This is a genomic window from Burkholderia sp. AcTa6-5, from assembly GCF_017815075.1.
In the GTDB taxonomy this organism is placed as follows: domain Bacteria; phylum Pseudomonadota; class Gammaproteobacteria; order Burkholderiales; family Burkholderiaceae; genus Burkholderia; species Burkholderia sola.
In genome coordinates, this window is the sequence record NZ_JAGIQE010000006.1 from 102,290 (window position 1) to 116,618 (window position 14,329).

Consider the following 14,329-nt stretch of genomic DNA (forward strand, 5'->3'; position numbering starts at 1 on the left):
CGGCCTACGGGTAAGCCACGATCAAGCCGATTCCGGCGCGTTCCGGCCCCGCTGGAGGGGCGGGAAATCCCTATTTTGTTCGTCCTTGACGCGACTATATCGGCTTCCTACTATCCACCATAACATCACTGGTCTTACCAGTATGAACAGACGAAACTGCAACCGTTGGATCGGGAGAGCGCCGTGTCGAAATTCCTCAATTCGCTGTTTGGCCGGGTAGTCGTCGCATTGATACTAGGGGTCGCGCTCGGCGCGTTCTTCCCGCATTTCGCCGAGTCGCTGCGTCCACTCGGCGACGGCTTCCTGAAGCTGATCAAGATGGTCATCGGCCCGATCGTATTCTGCGTCGTGGTCAGCGGGATGGCCAATGCGGGCGACCTGAAGAAGGTCGGCCGGGTCGGCCTGAAGGCCGTCGTCTACTTCGAGGTGATGACGACGCTCGCGCTCGGCATCGGGCTCGTCCTCGCCTGGGTCACGCGCCCGGGCGTCGGGATGAACATCGACCTGCGCTCGCTCGACGCGGCGTCGCTGTCGACGTACGCGAAGAACGCCGAAAGCCTGAAGGACACGGCCGGCTACCTGATGAAGATCATCCCCGACACCGCGATCGACGCGTTCGCGAAGGGCGACATCCTGCAGATCCTCGTGTTCGCGGTGCTGTTCGGCTCCGCGCTGTCACTGCTCGGCGACAAGGCGCAGCGCGTCAATTCGCTGATCGAGGAACTGTCGCACGTGTTCTTCAAGATCATCGGCTTCATCATCAAGCTCGCGCCGCTCGGCGTGCTCGGCGCGATCGCGTTCACGACCGGCAAGTACGGCGTCGCGTCGCTCAAGCAGCTCGGCTACCTCGTCGCGGTGTTCTACCTGAGCTGCTTCGTGTTCGTCACGGTCGTGCTCGGCGTGGTGATGCGGCTCGCGGGCTTCTCGGTGTTCAAGCTGATCCGCTACCTGCGCGAGGAACTGTCGATCGTGCTCGGCACGGCGTCGTCTGATGCGGTGCTGCCGCAGGTGATGAGCAAGCTCGAATACATGGGCATCAAGGATTCGACGGTCGGCCTCGTGATCCCGACCGGCTATTCGTTCAATCTCGACGGCTTCTCGATCTACCTGACGCTCGCGGTGCTGTTCATCGCGCAGGCCACCAACACGCCGCTGTCCACGCACGACCTGATCGTCGTGCTGCTCGTGTCGCTCGTGACGTCGAAGGGCGCGCACGGCATCCCCGGCTCGGCGATCGTGATTCTCGCGGCGACGCTGTCGGCGATTCCCGCGATTCCGGTGCTCGGCCTCGTGCTGATCCTGCCGGTCGACTGGTTCGTCGGCATCGCCCGCGCGCTGACCAACCTGATCGGCAACTGCGTCGCGACGGTGGTCGTCGCGGTGTGGGAGAACGACATCGACCGCGCTCGGGCGACGCGCGTGCTGAACCGCGAGCTGCGCTACGTGGCCGACGCGCCGGACGCCGCCGCACCGGTCGCCGGCGATCAGGCCCACGCGCTCTGAACACCGCTCTCGCGCGGCGCGGCTTCCCCGGCCGCACCGCGCGACCGACCTTCATGCGACCGGCGCGCTGACGCGCCGGCGCCTCTCAACATAATGGAGACGACATGGCAGCCCCCATCCTCGATCCGAACGCGCCGGCTTTCACGCGGCGCTACATGAACCTCGCCGACCCGCGCCTGGGCGCGCAGGCGCTCTTCGCCAGCGACGAATTCTTCGCGCCGAAGGAGCGGATGCTCGATCCCGAGCCGGCCGTGTTCATTCCCGGCAAGTACGACGACCACGGCAAGTGGATGGACGGCTGGGAAACGCGCCGCAAGCGTACGACCGGCCACGACTTCTGCGTGGTGCGTCTCGCGCGGCCGGGCGTGATTTATGGCGTCGATCTCGATACGAGCCACTTCACCGGCAACTTCCCGCCGGCCGCGTCGATCGACGCGTGCGCGGTGGACGGCGACACGCCGCCGGACGACGCCGAGTGGCGCACGATCGTCCCCGCGACGACGCTGCAGGGCAATTCGCATCACTACGTGAGCGTCGACGATGCGCGGCCGGTCACGCACCTGCGTGTGAACCTGTATCCGGACGGCGGGCTCGCGCGGCTGCGCGTGTACGGCCAGCCGCAGCGCGACTGGCGCCACGTGCCGGCGGGCGAGCTCGTCGATCTCGCGGCGATCGAGAACGGCGGCTATCTGGTGGCCGCGAACAACCAGCACTTCGGCCCGGCCTCGCAGATGCTGATGCCGGGGCGCGGCGCGAACATGGGCGACGGCTGGGAAACGCGGCGCCGCCGCGAGCCGGGCAACGACTGGGCGATCGTCGCGCTCGCGCGGCCGGGCATCATCCGGCGCGTCGAGGTCGACACGGCGTTCTTCAAGGGCAATTTCCCCGACCGCTGCTCGCTGCAGGCCGCGCAGGTGACGGGCGGCACCGACGATTCGCTCGTCACGCAGGCGATGTTCTGGGCCGAACTGCTCGGCGAGCAGAAGCTGCAGATGGACCACGTGCACACGTTCGATCAGCTCGCGGCACTCGGCCCCGTCACGCACGTGCGGTTCAACATCTTCCCGGACGGCGGCGTGTCGCGCCTGCGTCTGTGGGGCGAGCCGGCTTGAAGGAGGGCAGCGGCATGAGCGGAACTCCGATCCTGCGCGTCGAGCGCCTGACCCGCGAAGCGTTCGCGCCGTTCGGCGACGTGATCGCGCTCGAAGGCGCGCGGCATTTCCCGATCAACGGCGGCACGACCGAGCGCTTTCACGATCTCGCGACGATCGACGTGTGCGCGGACGGCGGCCGGCCGCTCGTCAGCGTGTTTCGTGCGCAGCCGCGCGCGCTGCCGGTCGCGGTCACGCTGATGGAGCGCCACCCGCACGGCAGCCAGGCATTCATCCCGCTCGCGGCGGTGTCGCGCTACGCGATCGTCGTCGCGCCGGCCGGCGAATTCCGGCCCGACGCGATGCGCGCGTTCCTGGCCGAGGGCTGGCAGGGCGTCAATTATGCGAAGGGCGTCTGGCACCATCCGCTGCTCGCGCTCGATGCGGTCAGCGATTTCGTGATCGTCGATCGTGGCGGCCCGCAGCCGAACTGCGACGAGATCCCGCTGGAACGCGCGTGGGCGCTCGATTTCGAGCCGGCCTGCGCGCGCGCCGAAGGGCTTTCGTAAGCATGCCGGGCGCGCGGCACGCGCGCCGAAAAAGCACACGGCCCGGGTGGCGAGATGCCGGCCGGGCCGTGCCGTGTGCGGGTGGCGCGATTCAGTGCTTGCGGTGCGGGCAGTTCTCGGTCGTGCACGAACCGTACATCGCGAGCGAGTGCTCCTGGAGCCGGAAGCCGCGCTCCTTCGCGATTGCCTGCTGGCGGCTCTCGATCTCGGCGTCGAAGAATTCCTCGACGCGGCCGCAATCGAGGCACACGAGGTGGTCGTGGTGCGAACCTTCGTTCAGCTCGAACACCGCCTTGCCGGACTCGAAGTTGCTGCGCGACAGCAGGCCGGCCTGCTCGAACTGCGTGAGCACGCGATAGACGGTGGCGAGCCCGATGTCGAGCTGCTCGTTGAGCAGGTTGCGGTAGACGTCTTCGGCCGTCAGGTGGCGCACGGGGCTCTGCTGGAAGATCTCGAGAATCTTGAGGCGCGGTAGGGTGGCCTTTAGCCCGATATTCTTGAGATCCGTCGGATTGGTCATGGCTAGGCATCCCTAGAGTACAATGCAGGGCTTCAATGTTACCGGCTTTTCGCCGTTCCAGATATACGCGCGGCCTGCACGCGGGCCAGCACGGTGAAGGAAATGATCCCAGAATCGCTTTCGCACTTTCAGAGGAGTCGCATGCGGAGTGCCATCATCGCTGCCGCCGCCGTCGTCGCGCTGGCGGGTTGTTCGTCGTACGACAGCGTGACGCAGCGCATCGCGCAGAGCATCACGCCGTATCGGATCACCGTCGTGCAGGGCAACTTCGTGTCGCAGGAGAAGGCCGCCCAGTTGCAGGTCGGCATGACGCGCGAGCAAGTCCGCGCGCTGCTCGGCACGCCGCTGCTCGCGGACATGTTCCACGCGGATCGCTGGGATTACCTCTTCTACTTCAAGCGCGGCTCGACGTCGATCGTCCAGCAGCGCGACCTCGTGGTGACCTTCGCGGGCGATCGCGTCGCCAGCTGGACCGGCGCCGACAACCTGCCGTCCGAGCTCGACCTGCTGGCCGACATCGACGGCGACCGCGGCGGCAAGAAGGCGAAGGCCGCTGCCGCGGCGAAGAAGGCGTCCGAAGCCGCTGCGGCCGCGAGCGCCGCGCAGGCTGCCGCTGCCGCGAGCCCGGCTACCGAGCCGGCGCCCGGCGCGGTGGTCGACCAGGATGCGAACGCCCAGGCGGCGCGCGCGGCGAACCGTGCGACCAACCAGGTGTCGGGGCAGGGTTCGGGGTCGCGCCGGTTCACGCCGGCCGCGCAGGCCTCGGGCGGCGCGCCGGTGCCGGGCGGCCAGCCGCCGGGCGCCGCGCCGGCGATCCAGCCGCAGTTCCAGTTCCATCGTCCGCCGCAGCCGAACGCGACGAACGAAGCGGCGCCGCCGGTCGGCCCGCAAGGCTCGGACAACCTGCAGAACCAGCCGCTCACCGCCCCGGCGCAGTAAGCGGCCGGCCTGCGGAAACGGGGCGGCATGCGCCGCCCGCCTTTAGACCTGTCGTGTAGAAAGCCATGAAGATTGCGATTGCCGGCGCATCGGGCCGAATGGGCCGGATGCTGATCGAAGCCGTTCTCAACGATGCCGACGCGCAGCTCGTCGGCGCGCTCGACCGCGCCGGTTCGCCGTTCCTCGGCCAGGACGCCGGTGCGTTCGTCGGCAAGGACACCGGCGTCAAGCTGACCGACGACCTCGACGCCGTGTTCGCACAGGCCGACTATCTGATCGATTTCACGCGTCCGGAAGGCACGATGGCCCACATCGAGGCCGCGTTGCGCCACGACGTGAAGCTCGTGATCGGCACGACCGGCTTCACCGCCGAGCAGAAGGCCGAGTTGCAGGCCGCGGCGGGCAAGATCGGCATCGTGTTCGCGGCGAACATGAGCGTCGGCGTGAACGTCACGCTGAAGCTGCTCGAATTCGCGGCGCAGCATTTCTCGCACGGCTACGACATCGAGATCATCGAAGCGCATCACCGCCACAAGGTCGATGCGCCGTCGGGCACCGCGCTGATGATGGGCGAGGCCGTCGCCGGCGCGCTCGGCCGCTCGCTCGACGACTGCGCGGTGTACGGCCGCCACGGCGTGACCGGCGAACGCGATCCGTCGTCGATCGGCTTTGCCGCGGTGCGCGGCGGCGACATCGTCGGCGACCACACCGTGCTGTTCGCCGGGATCGGCGAGCGCATCGAGATCACGCACAAGTCGTCGAGCCGCGTGTCGTACGCGCAGGGCGCGTTGCGTGCGGTCCGCTTCCTGTCGGCGCGCGACGCCGGCCTGTTCGACATGCAGGACGTGCTCGGCCTGCGCTGACCCGCGAGGAAACTCCGATGGCGATTCCCACCGGCGTTGTCCACTACCTCGAAAGCGGCGATGCGATCACGCACGCCGTCTCCTATGTGCTGCTGGCGATGTCCGTCGCCAGCTGGTGCTTCCTCTTGATGAAAACCTGGCTCCTGGTCCGCGCGAAGCGGCAGGGGCCGCGCGCGCTCGCCGCGTTCTGGCGCGCGCCATCGCTCGATGCCGGCATCGCCGCGCTGGCCGGCGCCGATCGCGAGCGCGTGTTCGTGCCGCTCGCCGAAGCCGCGCGCGACGCGGCCGACGACCACGACCCGGCCGCGCTGGCCGCGCGCGTCGAGCGCGGCGAACGCGTGCTGCGCGCGTTGCGTCATGCGATGCTGCGCTCGCAGCGGCGCCTCGAATTCGGCCAGGTGCTGCTCGCGTCGATCGGCAGCACCGCCCCGTTCGTCGGGCTGCTCGGCACCGTGTGGGGCATCTATCACGCGCTCGGCAGCATCGCCGCGAGCGGGCAGGCGCAGATCGAGAACGTCGCTGGGCCGGTCGGCGAGGCGCTGATCATGACCGCGTTCGGGCTGGTCGTCGCGATTCCCGCGGTGCTCGCGTACAACATCCTCGGCCGGCTCGTCCGGCAGCTCGCCGAGGAACTCGACGGCTTCGCGCGCGATCTGCACGTATTCGTGTGCGCGCAGGGCGCCTGACGCGCCGGCTCCGGAGGAACGACCATGGCATTCGGCGGGCTCGAGCACCACAAGACGTCCGCGCCGATGGCGGAGATCAACATGACGCCGCTGATCGACGTGATGCTCGTGCTGCTCGTCATCTTCATCATCACCGCGCCGCTGATGACGCACGCGATCCGGCTCGACCTGCCGAAGGTCGCGGCGAGCGTCGCGCGCGACACGCCGCAATCCGTCACGCTGTCGATCGACGACGCGGGCAAGCTCTACTGGGACGACGCGCCCGTGGCGCTCGACGCGCTGCCCGCGCGGTTCCGGGTCGCCGCCGCGGGCGCCGCGCCGCCCGAGTTGCGGCTGCGCGCGTCGCGCGCGACGCGCTACGACGTGATCGCGCAGGTGATGGGCGCCGCGCAGGCCGCGGGCCTCACGCGGATCGGCTTCGTGACCGACGTGCCGCCGGCCGGGAGCGCCGCCCCGCCGGCCGCCGCGGGCGCGAAACCCTGATACGCCGCCCTGCGGGCGCAAAGGCACGTTCCCCTGTTTGGAAAAATTCATTCGCGGGGCCAGCGCAAGCCCGTTATTAGCGTGAACAGGCCCTAGCCCGCGAGACCGGCCGTGCGGGCCCGCCCGGGCGGTATAATCGACGTTTTTCCCGGCCCGGAACCGGTCAGCCCGTTCCCGCGCCGGGTACGCACGATTTTCGATCCAATCCTGCGCGCGAGCCGTCGCGCCGCTTAAAGCCTAGCCCGAACCACACCATGCACGAGAGATACGTACCCGCCGACGTCGAAGCCGCCGCCCAGGGCGACTGGCGCGCAGCCGATGCCTACAAGACGAAGGAAGATTCGCAGAAGCCGAAGTTCTACTGCGTGTCGATGCTGCCGTACCCGTCCGGCAAGCTGCACATGGGTCACGTGCGCAACTACACGATCAACGACGTGATGTACCGCTATCTGCGGATGAACGGCTACAACACGCTGATGCCGATGGGCTGGGATGCGTTCGGGATGCCGGCCGAGAACGCCGCGATGGCGAACGGCGTGCCGCCCGCGAAGTGGACCTACGACAACATCGACTACATGAAGGGCCAGATGCAGTCGATGGGCCTCGCGATCGACTGGTCGCGCGAAATCGCGACGTGCAAGCCCGAGTACTACAAGTGGAACCAGTGGCTGTTCCTGAAGATGCTCGAGAAGGGCATCGCGTACAAGAAGACGGGCACCGTGAACTGGGACCCGGTCGACCAGACCGTGCTCGCGAACGAGCAGGTGATCGACGGCCGCGGCTGGCGCTCGGGCGCGCTCGTCGAGAAGCGCGAGATCCCGATGTACTACCTGCGCATCACGCAGTACGCGGATGAGCTGCTGAACGATCTCGACGGCCTCGGCTGGCCCGAGCGCGTGAAGATCATGCAGCAGAACTGGATCGGCAAGAGCTTCGGCGTGAACTTCGGTTTCCCGTACGAACTCGACGGCGAGCAGAAGCTGCTGCGCGTGTTCACGACGCGCGCCGACACGATCATGGGCGTCACGTTCTGCGCGATCGCGGCCGAGCACCCGCTCGCCACGCGCCTCGCGCAGGACAAGCCGGAACTGCTCGCGTTCATCGAGGAATGCAAGCGCGGCGGCGTGGCCGAAGCCGACGTCGCGACGATGGAGAAGAAGGGCGTTGCGACCGGTTTCTCGGTCAAGCACCCGCTGACCGGCGAGCCGGTCGAGGTGTGGATCGGCAACTACGTGCTGATGAGCTATGGCGAAGGCGCGGTGATGGGCGTGCCGGGCCACGACGAGCGCGATTTCGCGTTCGCGAAGAAATACGATTTGCCGATCAGGCAGGTGATCGCGAGCGAAGGGCAGACGTACTCGCTCGACGCATGGCAGGAGTGGTACGGCGACAAGGACACCGCGGTCTGCGTGAACAGCGGCAAGTACGACGGCCTGCGCTACGCGGACGCGGTCGACGCGGTCGCGGCCGACCTGAACGCCGGCGGCTTCGGCGACAAGCAGGTCACGTGGCGCCTGCGCGACTGGGGCGTGTCGCGCCAGCGCTACTGGGGCACGCCGATCCCGATCATCCACTGCCCGTCGTGCGGCGACGTGCCGGTGCCGGAGCAGGACCTGCCCGTCGTGCTGCCGGAAGACCTCGTGCCGGACGGCTCGGGCAACCCGCTCGCGAAGTCCGAAGCGTTCCTGAACTGCACGTGCCCGAAGTGCGGCGCGGCCGCGAAGCGCGAAACCGACACGATGGATACCTTCGTCGATTCGTCGTGGTACTTCTCGCGCTACACGGCGCCGGACGCCGAGACGATGGTCGACGCGCGCACCGATTACTGGATGCCGATGGATCAATACATCGGCGGCATCGAGCACGCGATCCTGCACCTGCTGTATTCGCGCTTCTGGACCAAGGTGATGCGCGATCTCGGCCTCGTGAAGTTCGGCGAGCCGGCGAAGAACCTCCTCACGCAGGGGATGGTGCTGAACGAGACGTACTACCGCGAGGACGCGGCGGGCAAGAAGACCTGGTACAACCCGCTCGACGTGACGGTCACGCACGACGACAAGGGTCGCCCGGTCGGCGCGACGCTGAATGCGGACGGTCAGCCGGTCGTGCTCGGCGGCATCGAGAAGATGTCGAAGTCGAAGAACAACGGCGTCGATCCGCAGCTGCTGATCGACCAGTACGGCGCCGATACCGCGCGCCTGTTCACGATGTTCGCCGCGCCGCCGGAGCAGCAGCTCGAGTGGTCGGGCGCGGGCGTTGAAGGCGCCAGCCGCTTCCTGCGCCGCGTGTGGAGCTTCGGCGCCGGCAATCGTGAAGCGCTTGCCGCCCGCGCCGGTTTCGACGCGGCGACGCTCGGCGACGCCGACAAGGCGCTGCGCCGCGAGATCTACAGCGTGCTGAAGCAGGCCGACTTCGACTACCAGCGCCTGCAGTACAACACGGTCGTGTCGGCCGCGATGAAGATGCTGAACGCGATCGACGGCGCGAAGGGCGCGACGCCCGCCGTGCTGCGCGAGACGTACGGCGTGCTGCTGCGCGTGTTGTACCCGGTCGTGCCGCACGTCACGTTCGAGCTGTGGAAGGCGCTCGGCTACGCGGACGAATTCGGCCCGCTGCTCGATGCACCGTGGCCGAAGGTCGACGAGGCCGCACTCGAGCAGGCCGAGATCGAACTCGTGCTGCAGGTGAACGGCAAGGTGCGCGGCGCGCTGAAGGTCGCGAAGGACGCGAGCCGCGACGCGATCGAAGCAGCGGCGGTGGCCGACGAGGCATTCGCGAAATTCAGCGACGGCAAGCCGGCGAAGAAGATCGTCGTCGTGCCGGGCCGCCTCGTGAACATCGTCGTCTGACGGCCGCCGGCCGTCGGACGTACCCAGAAGGAGCGAAGGTGATCCGCAGATCGTTTTTGATGCTCGTCGGCAGCGCGGTCGTGCTGTCGGCATGCGGCTTCCAGTTGCGCGGCCAGCAGGACTACGCGTTCAAGCACCTGTTCGTGGCCGGTGCGCCGGCGTCCGTCGGGGCGCGGCTCACGCGCCTCGTCGAGGCCGGCAGCGACACGAAGATCGTCAAGTCGCCGGACGACGCCGACGCCGTGCTGCGCATGTGGGAGTCGCGTGGCCAGAACACGCTGACGCTCAACAAGTACGGCTCCGCGCAGGAATACGCGCTGTTCTACACGCTGAACTACACGCTGACGAGCAAGGACGGCACCGTGCTGATCCCGCCGAGCGCGATCGCGCTGAACCGCGCGATGACGTACAGCGACCAGTACACGAACGCGAAGGCGCAGGAAGCCGACATCCTGTACGGCGACATGCAGAACGACGCGGTCGACCAGCTGATGCGGCGTCTCGCGATCGTCCATTCGCTGACGCCGGCGCCGGAGGACGTGGTGCCGGGCGTGGCGCCGCGCGCGCCGCTGCCGCCGCCGCCGCTCTGATCGCGGGCGCACGCAGCGATGCAATTGCGACTTGATGCGCTGGAGCCGCACCTCGCGAAGGGGTTGGCCGGGCTCTATACCGTCTACGGCGACGAGCCGCTGCTCGCGCAGGAAGCGTGCGACCGCATTCGTGCGGCCGCGCGCGCGGCCGGCTTCACCGAGCGTTCGGTGCATACGGTCGAGCGCGGCTTCGACTGGAGCGTGCTGCTCGGCGCGACCCAGGCAATGTCGCTGTTCGGCGAGCGCCAGCTGATCGAGCTGCGCATTCCGTCGGGCAAGCCCGGCAAGGAAGGCGCCGATGCGCTGAAGATGCTCGCGGCCACGCCCAATCCCGATGCGCTGATGCTCGTCACGTTGCCGCGCCTCGACGCGGCCACGCAGAAATCCGCGTGGTTTACCGCGCTGCAGAACGGCGGCGTCGCGCTGAAGATCGATCCGGTCGACCGCGCGCAACTGCCGAACTGGATCGGCCAGCGCCTGTCGATGCAGGGCCAGCGCGTCGCGTCCGGCGACGACGGGCGCCGCGCGCTGCAGTTCATCGCGGAGCGCGTCGAGGGCAACCTGCTCGCCGCGCACCAGGAAATCCAGAAGCTCGGGCTGCTGTATCCGCAAGGCGCGCTGTCGTTCGAGCAGGTGCACGACGCGGTGTTGAACGTCGCGCGCTACGATGTGTTCAAGCTCAACGAAGCGATGCTCGCCGGCGACGCCGCGCGGCTCGCGCGGATGATCGACGGGCTGAAGGGCGAGGGCGAGGCGATCGTGCTCGTGATGTGGGCCGTCGTTGAGGAACTGCGCACGCTGCTGCGGATCAAGCGCGGCACGACGGCCGGCAAGCCGCTCGCGACGCTGTTGCGCGAGAACCGCGTGTGGGGGCCGCGCGAGCGGCTGATCGCGCCCGCGCTGAACCGCGTGTCGGAAGCGGTGCTCGAAAAGGCGCTCGCGTTTGCCGCGAAGCTCGACCGGCAGGTCAAGGGGCTCACGGCTGTCACGCCGGGCCGCCGCACGCAGGACGAACCGCCGCCCGACCCGTGGGACGGGCTGTTCCAGCTCGCGATGACGGTCGCGGGCGAGCGCGGCGAGCGACCGCCGACCGCGGGTCGCGTGCGACGCTAAGTCCCGTTCGGGCCTTCAGCGCGCGCTGCGCAACCCGCTTACAATGCTTCGATGACCGGGGCGCCGCCCTGCGCGGCGCGGTCTTGCGGCCGTTACCCCGCCCGGATGGTCGTCCCGGATAGCCGTCTCCGCATGGCCGTCCCCGCTTCCCCCACGAATTCATGCCGCTCCGCGCGGCTCGCTTCTCGAGTCACACGATGGATATCGATCAGTACATGACCGACCTGGGCCGTCGCGCCCGGCACGCCTCCCGCGCGATGGCGCGCGCCAGCACGGCCGCGAAGAACGCGGCGCTCGACGCCGTGGCCCGCGCGATCGAACGCGACGCGCAGGCGCTGAAGGACGCGAATGCACGCGACGTCGCCCGCGCCCGTGAAAAGGGGCTCGATGCGGCGTTCGTCGACCGCCTGACGCTGTCGGACAAGGCGTTGAACACGATGGTCGAAGGGCTGCGTCAGGTTGCGTCGCTGGCCGATCCGATCGGCGAGATCGGCAACCTGAAGTTCCGCCCGAGCGGGATCCAGGTCGGCCAGATGCGCGTGCCGCTCGGCGTGATCGGCATCATCTACGAATCGCGCCCGAACGTGACGATCGACGCGGCCGCGCTGTGCCTGAAGTCGGGCAACGCGACGATCCTGCGCGGCGGCTCCGAAGCGCTCGAGTCGAACGCGGCGCTCGCGAAGCTGATCGGCGAAGGGCTCGAGGCGGCAGGCCTCCCACAGGACGCGGTGCAGGTCGTCGCGACGGCCGATCGCGCGGCGGTCGGCAAGCTGATCACGATGACCGAATTCGTCGACGTGATCGTGCCGCGCGGCGGCAAGAGCCTGATCGAACGGCTGATCAACGAGGCACGCGTGCCGATGATCAAGCACCTCGACGGCATCTGCCACGTGTACGTCGACGATCGCGCCGATCTCGACAAGGCGCTGACCGTCTGCGACAACGCGAAGACGCACCGCTACGGCACCTGCAACACGATGGAGACGCTGCTCGTGTCGAGCGGCATCGCCGCGAAGCTGCTGCCGCCGCTCGGCAAGCTGTATCGCGACAAGCAGGTCGAACTGCGCGTCGACGCGGCCGCGCGCGCGGTGCTCGCCGATGCGGGCGTCGGCCCGCTCGTCGACGCGACCGAAGAAGACTGGCACACCGAATATCTGGCGCCGGTGCTTGCGATCAAGGTCGTCGACGGGCTCGACGCCGCGATCGAGCACATCAACCATTACGGCTCGCATCACACGGATGCGATCGTCACCGAGGATCACGACCGCGCGATGCGCTTCCTGCGCGAAGTCGATTCGGCGAGCGTGATGGTCAACGCGTCGACACGCTTCGCGGACGGTTTCGAATTCGGCCTCGGTGCGGAAATCGGCATCTCGAACGACAAGCTGCACGCACGCGGCCCCGTCGGCCTGGAAGGGCTGACGTCGCTGAAGTACGTCGTGCTCGGGCACGGCGAAGGTCGTCAGTAAGTCAACCGCGAGGCGCACAATCGATGGCAATGCTCTGGGTCAAGACGTTCCATATCGTTCTGATCGCCGCGTGGTTCGCGGGGCTGTTCTACCTGCCGCGCATCTACGTGAACCTGGCCATGGAGACCGATCCGGCCGCGGTGCGGCGCCTGCTGCTGATGGCGCGCAAGCTGTTCCGCTTCATGACGATGATCGCGGTGCCGGCGCTCGCGTGCGGGCTGTGGCTGTGGCTCGTGATCGGCATCGGCCAGGGGCAGGGCTGGATCCATGCGAAGGTGACGGTCGTGTTGCTGCTGATCGTCTATCACGCGTATTGCGGGCATCTGCTGAAAGTGTTCGAGCGAGGCGAGAACCGCCGCACCGACAGGTGGTATCGCGTGTTCAACGAGCTGCCGGTGCTCGGCATGCTCGCGGCGGTCGCGCTGGTCGTGATCAAACCGTTCTGAGCGGCGCGGCCGGCGGGTCCGTCGCCGCCGAATCATGCGCAACGGCGCCCCTCGGGGCGCCGTCGTTCGTTTACGCTCGGCGTTCCGCGACGACTAGTCCTTCGTCGGGTCGTCGATCCGGCGTCGCGTGATCGCTTCCTTCGCGCGGCCGACGCGCTCCATCAGCGCAGGCCCGCGCGACAGCGCGACGCCGACCGCGAGGATGTCGCCGATCGCGAGATGTGACATCCGCGACGTCATCGGCGAGAACACGTCCGTTTCCTCGGCGACGTTCGACGCGAGGCTGACCGTCGCGAGCTTCGCGAGCGGCGAATGGCTCTGCGTGATCGCGACGACTTTCGCGCCGCATGCGAGCGCGGAGCGCGCGGCGTCGACGATGTCGCGCGTGCGGCCGGTGTTCGAGATCGCGACGACGACGTCGTGCGGGCCGAGCAGCGCCGACGACATCGAGAACGTGTGCGGGTCCGAATACGCGACGCTCGGCACGCCGAGCCGGAAGAACTTGTGCTGGATGTCCTGCGCGGCGATGCCCGAGCCGCCGGCGCCGTAGAACTCGATGCGCGACGCGTTCGACAGCAGCGCGATCGCGTCGGCGACGCTGCCCGCCGACAGGCTGTTGCGCACCTCGATCAGCGCGCCGATCGTGCGGTCAAACACCTTGCCGATGATGCCGGGCGCCGGCTCGTCGGGCTCGACGTCGCGGTACACCGACGACACGCCCGGCGCGACGCTCTGCGCGAGCCGGATCTTGAATTCGCGGAAGCCGCTGCAGCCGAGCGCCTGGCAGAAGCGCGCGATGGTCGGCTGGCTGACGCCCGCGCGGGTCGACAGCTCGGTCATCGCGAGGTCGAGCACCTCGCGCGGCGCGGCGAGGATGTAGTCGGCGAGCTTGCGCTCGGACGGGCGCAACTCGGCGCGGATCGCTTCAATGCGAGGCAGCATGGGACGACACGTGGAAATCGGGTTCGGATGAGCGAGTGTATCGCACTCCAATTGTAGAAAATCTACATAAAAATACTAGCGTAATTGCAACGGTTTGGGTGCGAGTCCAGCAGTGGGAATTAGGGTTTTCACTGATTAAAGCCTTGCTGGTGGCGGGAATAAGGGTTGCGAGCCAACCGATCCGCATTGCGTGCTTGTAGTTTTTCTACTAGACTTGCTTCGTTCGATCGACGAAGCTCGACCGTCCCCACGATTCCAACCGCCGG

At 68.0% G+C, this 14,329-nt stretch carries 14 protein-coding genes; 12 read left to right on the plus strand and 2 right to left on the minus strand.

The genetic code is table 11. The annotated features are described in order from the left end of the window. Positions 1 to 183: 183 nt before the first annotated feature. The 3 genes from J8I33_RS10565 to J8I33_RS10575 all read left to right on the plus strand — a co-directional run bounded on the left by J8I33_RS10565 (position 184) and on the right by J8I33_RS10575 (position 3,163). The gene (locus J8I33_RS10565; protein ID WP_209935383.1) at positions 184 to 1,503 is read left to right on the plus strand and encodes a C4-dicarboxylate transporter DctA; all 1,320 of its coding nucleotides are present in this window, start codon (positions 184 to 186) and stop codon (positions 1,501 to 1,503) included. A 104-nt stretch (positions 1,504 to 1,607) separates the two neighbouring features. Beyond that, the gene (gene alc / locus J8I33_RS10570) at positions 1,608 to 2,615 is read left to right on the plus strand and encodes an allantoicase (RefSeq protein ID WP_209935390.1); all 1,008 of its coding nucleotides are present in this window, start codon (positions 1,608 to 1,610) and stop codon (positions 2,613 to 2,615) included. A gap of 14 nt (positions 2,616 to 2,629) precedes the next feature. After that, positions 2,630 to 3,163, plus strand: a complete 534-nt coding sequence (locus J8I33_RS10575) for an ureidoglycolate lyase (RefSeq protein ID WP_050013834.1) — start codon at positions 2,630 to 2,632, stop codon at positions 3,161 to 3,163. Positions 3,164 to 3,254: 91 nt separating this feature from the next. Here the strand turns inward: J8I33_RS10575 and fur are convergent, their stop codons facing one another. Beyond that, positions 3,255 to 3,683 (minus strand): ferric iron uptake transcriptional regulator, encoded by a 429-nt coding sequence (fur, locus tag J8I33_RS10580; protein ID WP_006400349.1) that lies wholly within the window; start codon positions 3,681 to 3,683, stop codon positions 3,255 to 3,257. Positions 3,684 to 3,824: 141 nt separating this feature from the next. On the opposite strand from fur, the gene bamE reads away from it, so the two are divergent. From bamE to J8I33_RS10625, 9 genes are all read left to right on the plus strand, one after another. Continuing rightward, positions 3,825 to 4,622 carry an outer membrane protein assembly factor BamE gene (bamE, locus tag J8I33_RS10585; protein ID WP_050013833.1) on the plus strand — a complete coding sequence of 266 codons (798 nt, stop codon included), beginning with the start codon at positions 3,825 to 3,827 and terminating at the stop codon, positions 4,620 to 4,622. Positions 4,623 to 4,687: 65 nt separating this feature from the next. Continuing rightward, entirely contained in the window at positions 4,688 to 5,485 is a 798-nt protein-coding gene (gene dapB / locus J8I33_RS10590) for a 4-hydroxy-tetrahydrodipicolinate reductase (protein ID WP_124637960.1), read from the plus strand. A 17-nt stretch (positions 5,486 to 5,502) separates the two neighbouring features. After that, entirely contained in the window at positions 5,503 to 6,171 is a 669-nt protein-coding gene (locus J8I33_RS10595) for a MotA/TolQ/ExbB proton channel family protein (RefSeq protein ID WP_209925751.1), read from the plus strand. 24 nt (positions 6,172 to 6,195) lie between these two features. Beyond that, positions 6,196 to 6,654: a biopolymer transporter ExbD gene (locus J8I33_RS10600; protein WP_209935398.1), complete on the plus strand. Its 459-nt coding sequence runs from the start codon at positions 6,196 to 6,198 to the stop codon at positions 6,652 to 6,654. 254 nt (positions 6,655 to 6,908) lie between these two features. Continuing rightward, the gene (gene leuS / locus J8I33_RS10605; protein WP_209925753.1) at positions 6,909 to 9,503 is read left to right on the plus strand and encodes a leucine--tRNA ligase; all 2,595 of its coding nucleotides are present in this window, start codon (positions 6,909 to 6,911) and stop codon (positions 9,501 to 9,503) included. A gap of 38 nt (positions 9,504 to 9,541) precedes the next feature. Then, a complete protein-coding gene (gene lptE / locus J8I33_RS10610; protein WP_050013828.1) occupies positions 9,542 to 10,093 on the plus strand; it encodes an LPS assembly lipoprotein LptE in 552 nt (183 codons plus the stop codon). Between the two features lie 18 nt (positions 10,094 to 10,111). Then, the gene (gene holA, locus J8I33_RS10615) at positions 10,112 to 11,206 is read left to right on the plus strand and encodes a DNA polymerase III subunit delta (RefSeq protein ID WP_209925756.1); all 1,095 of its coding nucleotides are present in this window, start codon (positions 10,112 to 10,114) and stop codon (positions 11,204 to 11,206) included. Positions 11,207 to 11,403: 197 nt separating this feature from the next. After that, positions 11,404 to 12,675 (plus strand): glutamate-5-semialdehyde dehydrogenase, encoded by a 1,272-nt coding sequence (locus J8I33_RS10620; RefSeq protein ID WP_124555623.1) that lies wholly within the window; start codon positions 11,404 to 11,406, stop codon positions 12,673 to 12,675. A gap of 23 nt (positions 12,676 to 12,698) precedes the next feature. Next, positions 12,699 to 13,121: a CopD family protein gene (locus tag J8I33_RS10625; RefSeq protein WP_089488167.1), complete on the plus strand. Its 423-nt coding sequence runs from the start codon at positions 12,699 to 12,701 to the stop codon at positions 13,119 to 13,121. 93 nt (positions 13,122 to 13,214) lie between these two features. Here J8I33_RS10625 and J8I33_RS10630 read toward each other — a convergent pair whose 3' ends face one another. After that, the gene (locus J8I33_RS10630) at positions 13,215 to 14,063 is read right to left on the minus strand and encodes a MurR/RpiR family transcriptional regulator (RefSeq protein WP_050013824.1); all 849 of its coding nucleotides are present in this window, start codon (positions 14,061 to 14,063) and stop codon (positions 13,215 to 13,217) included. Between the last annotated feature and the right edge of the window lie 266 nt (positions 14,064 to 14,329).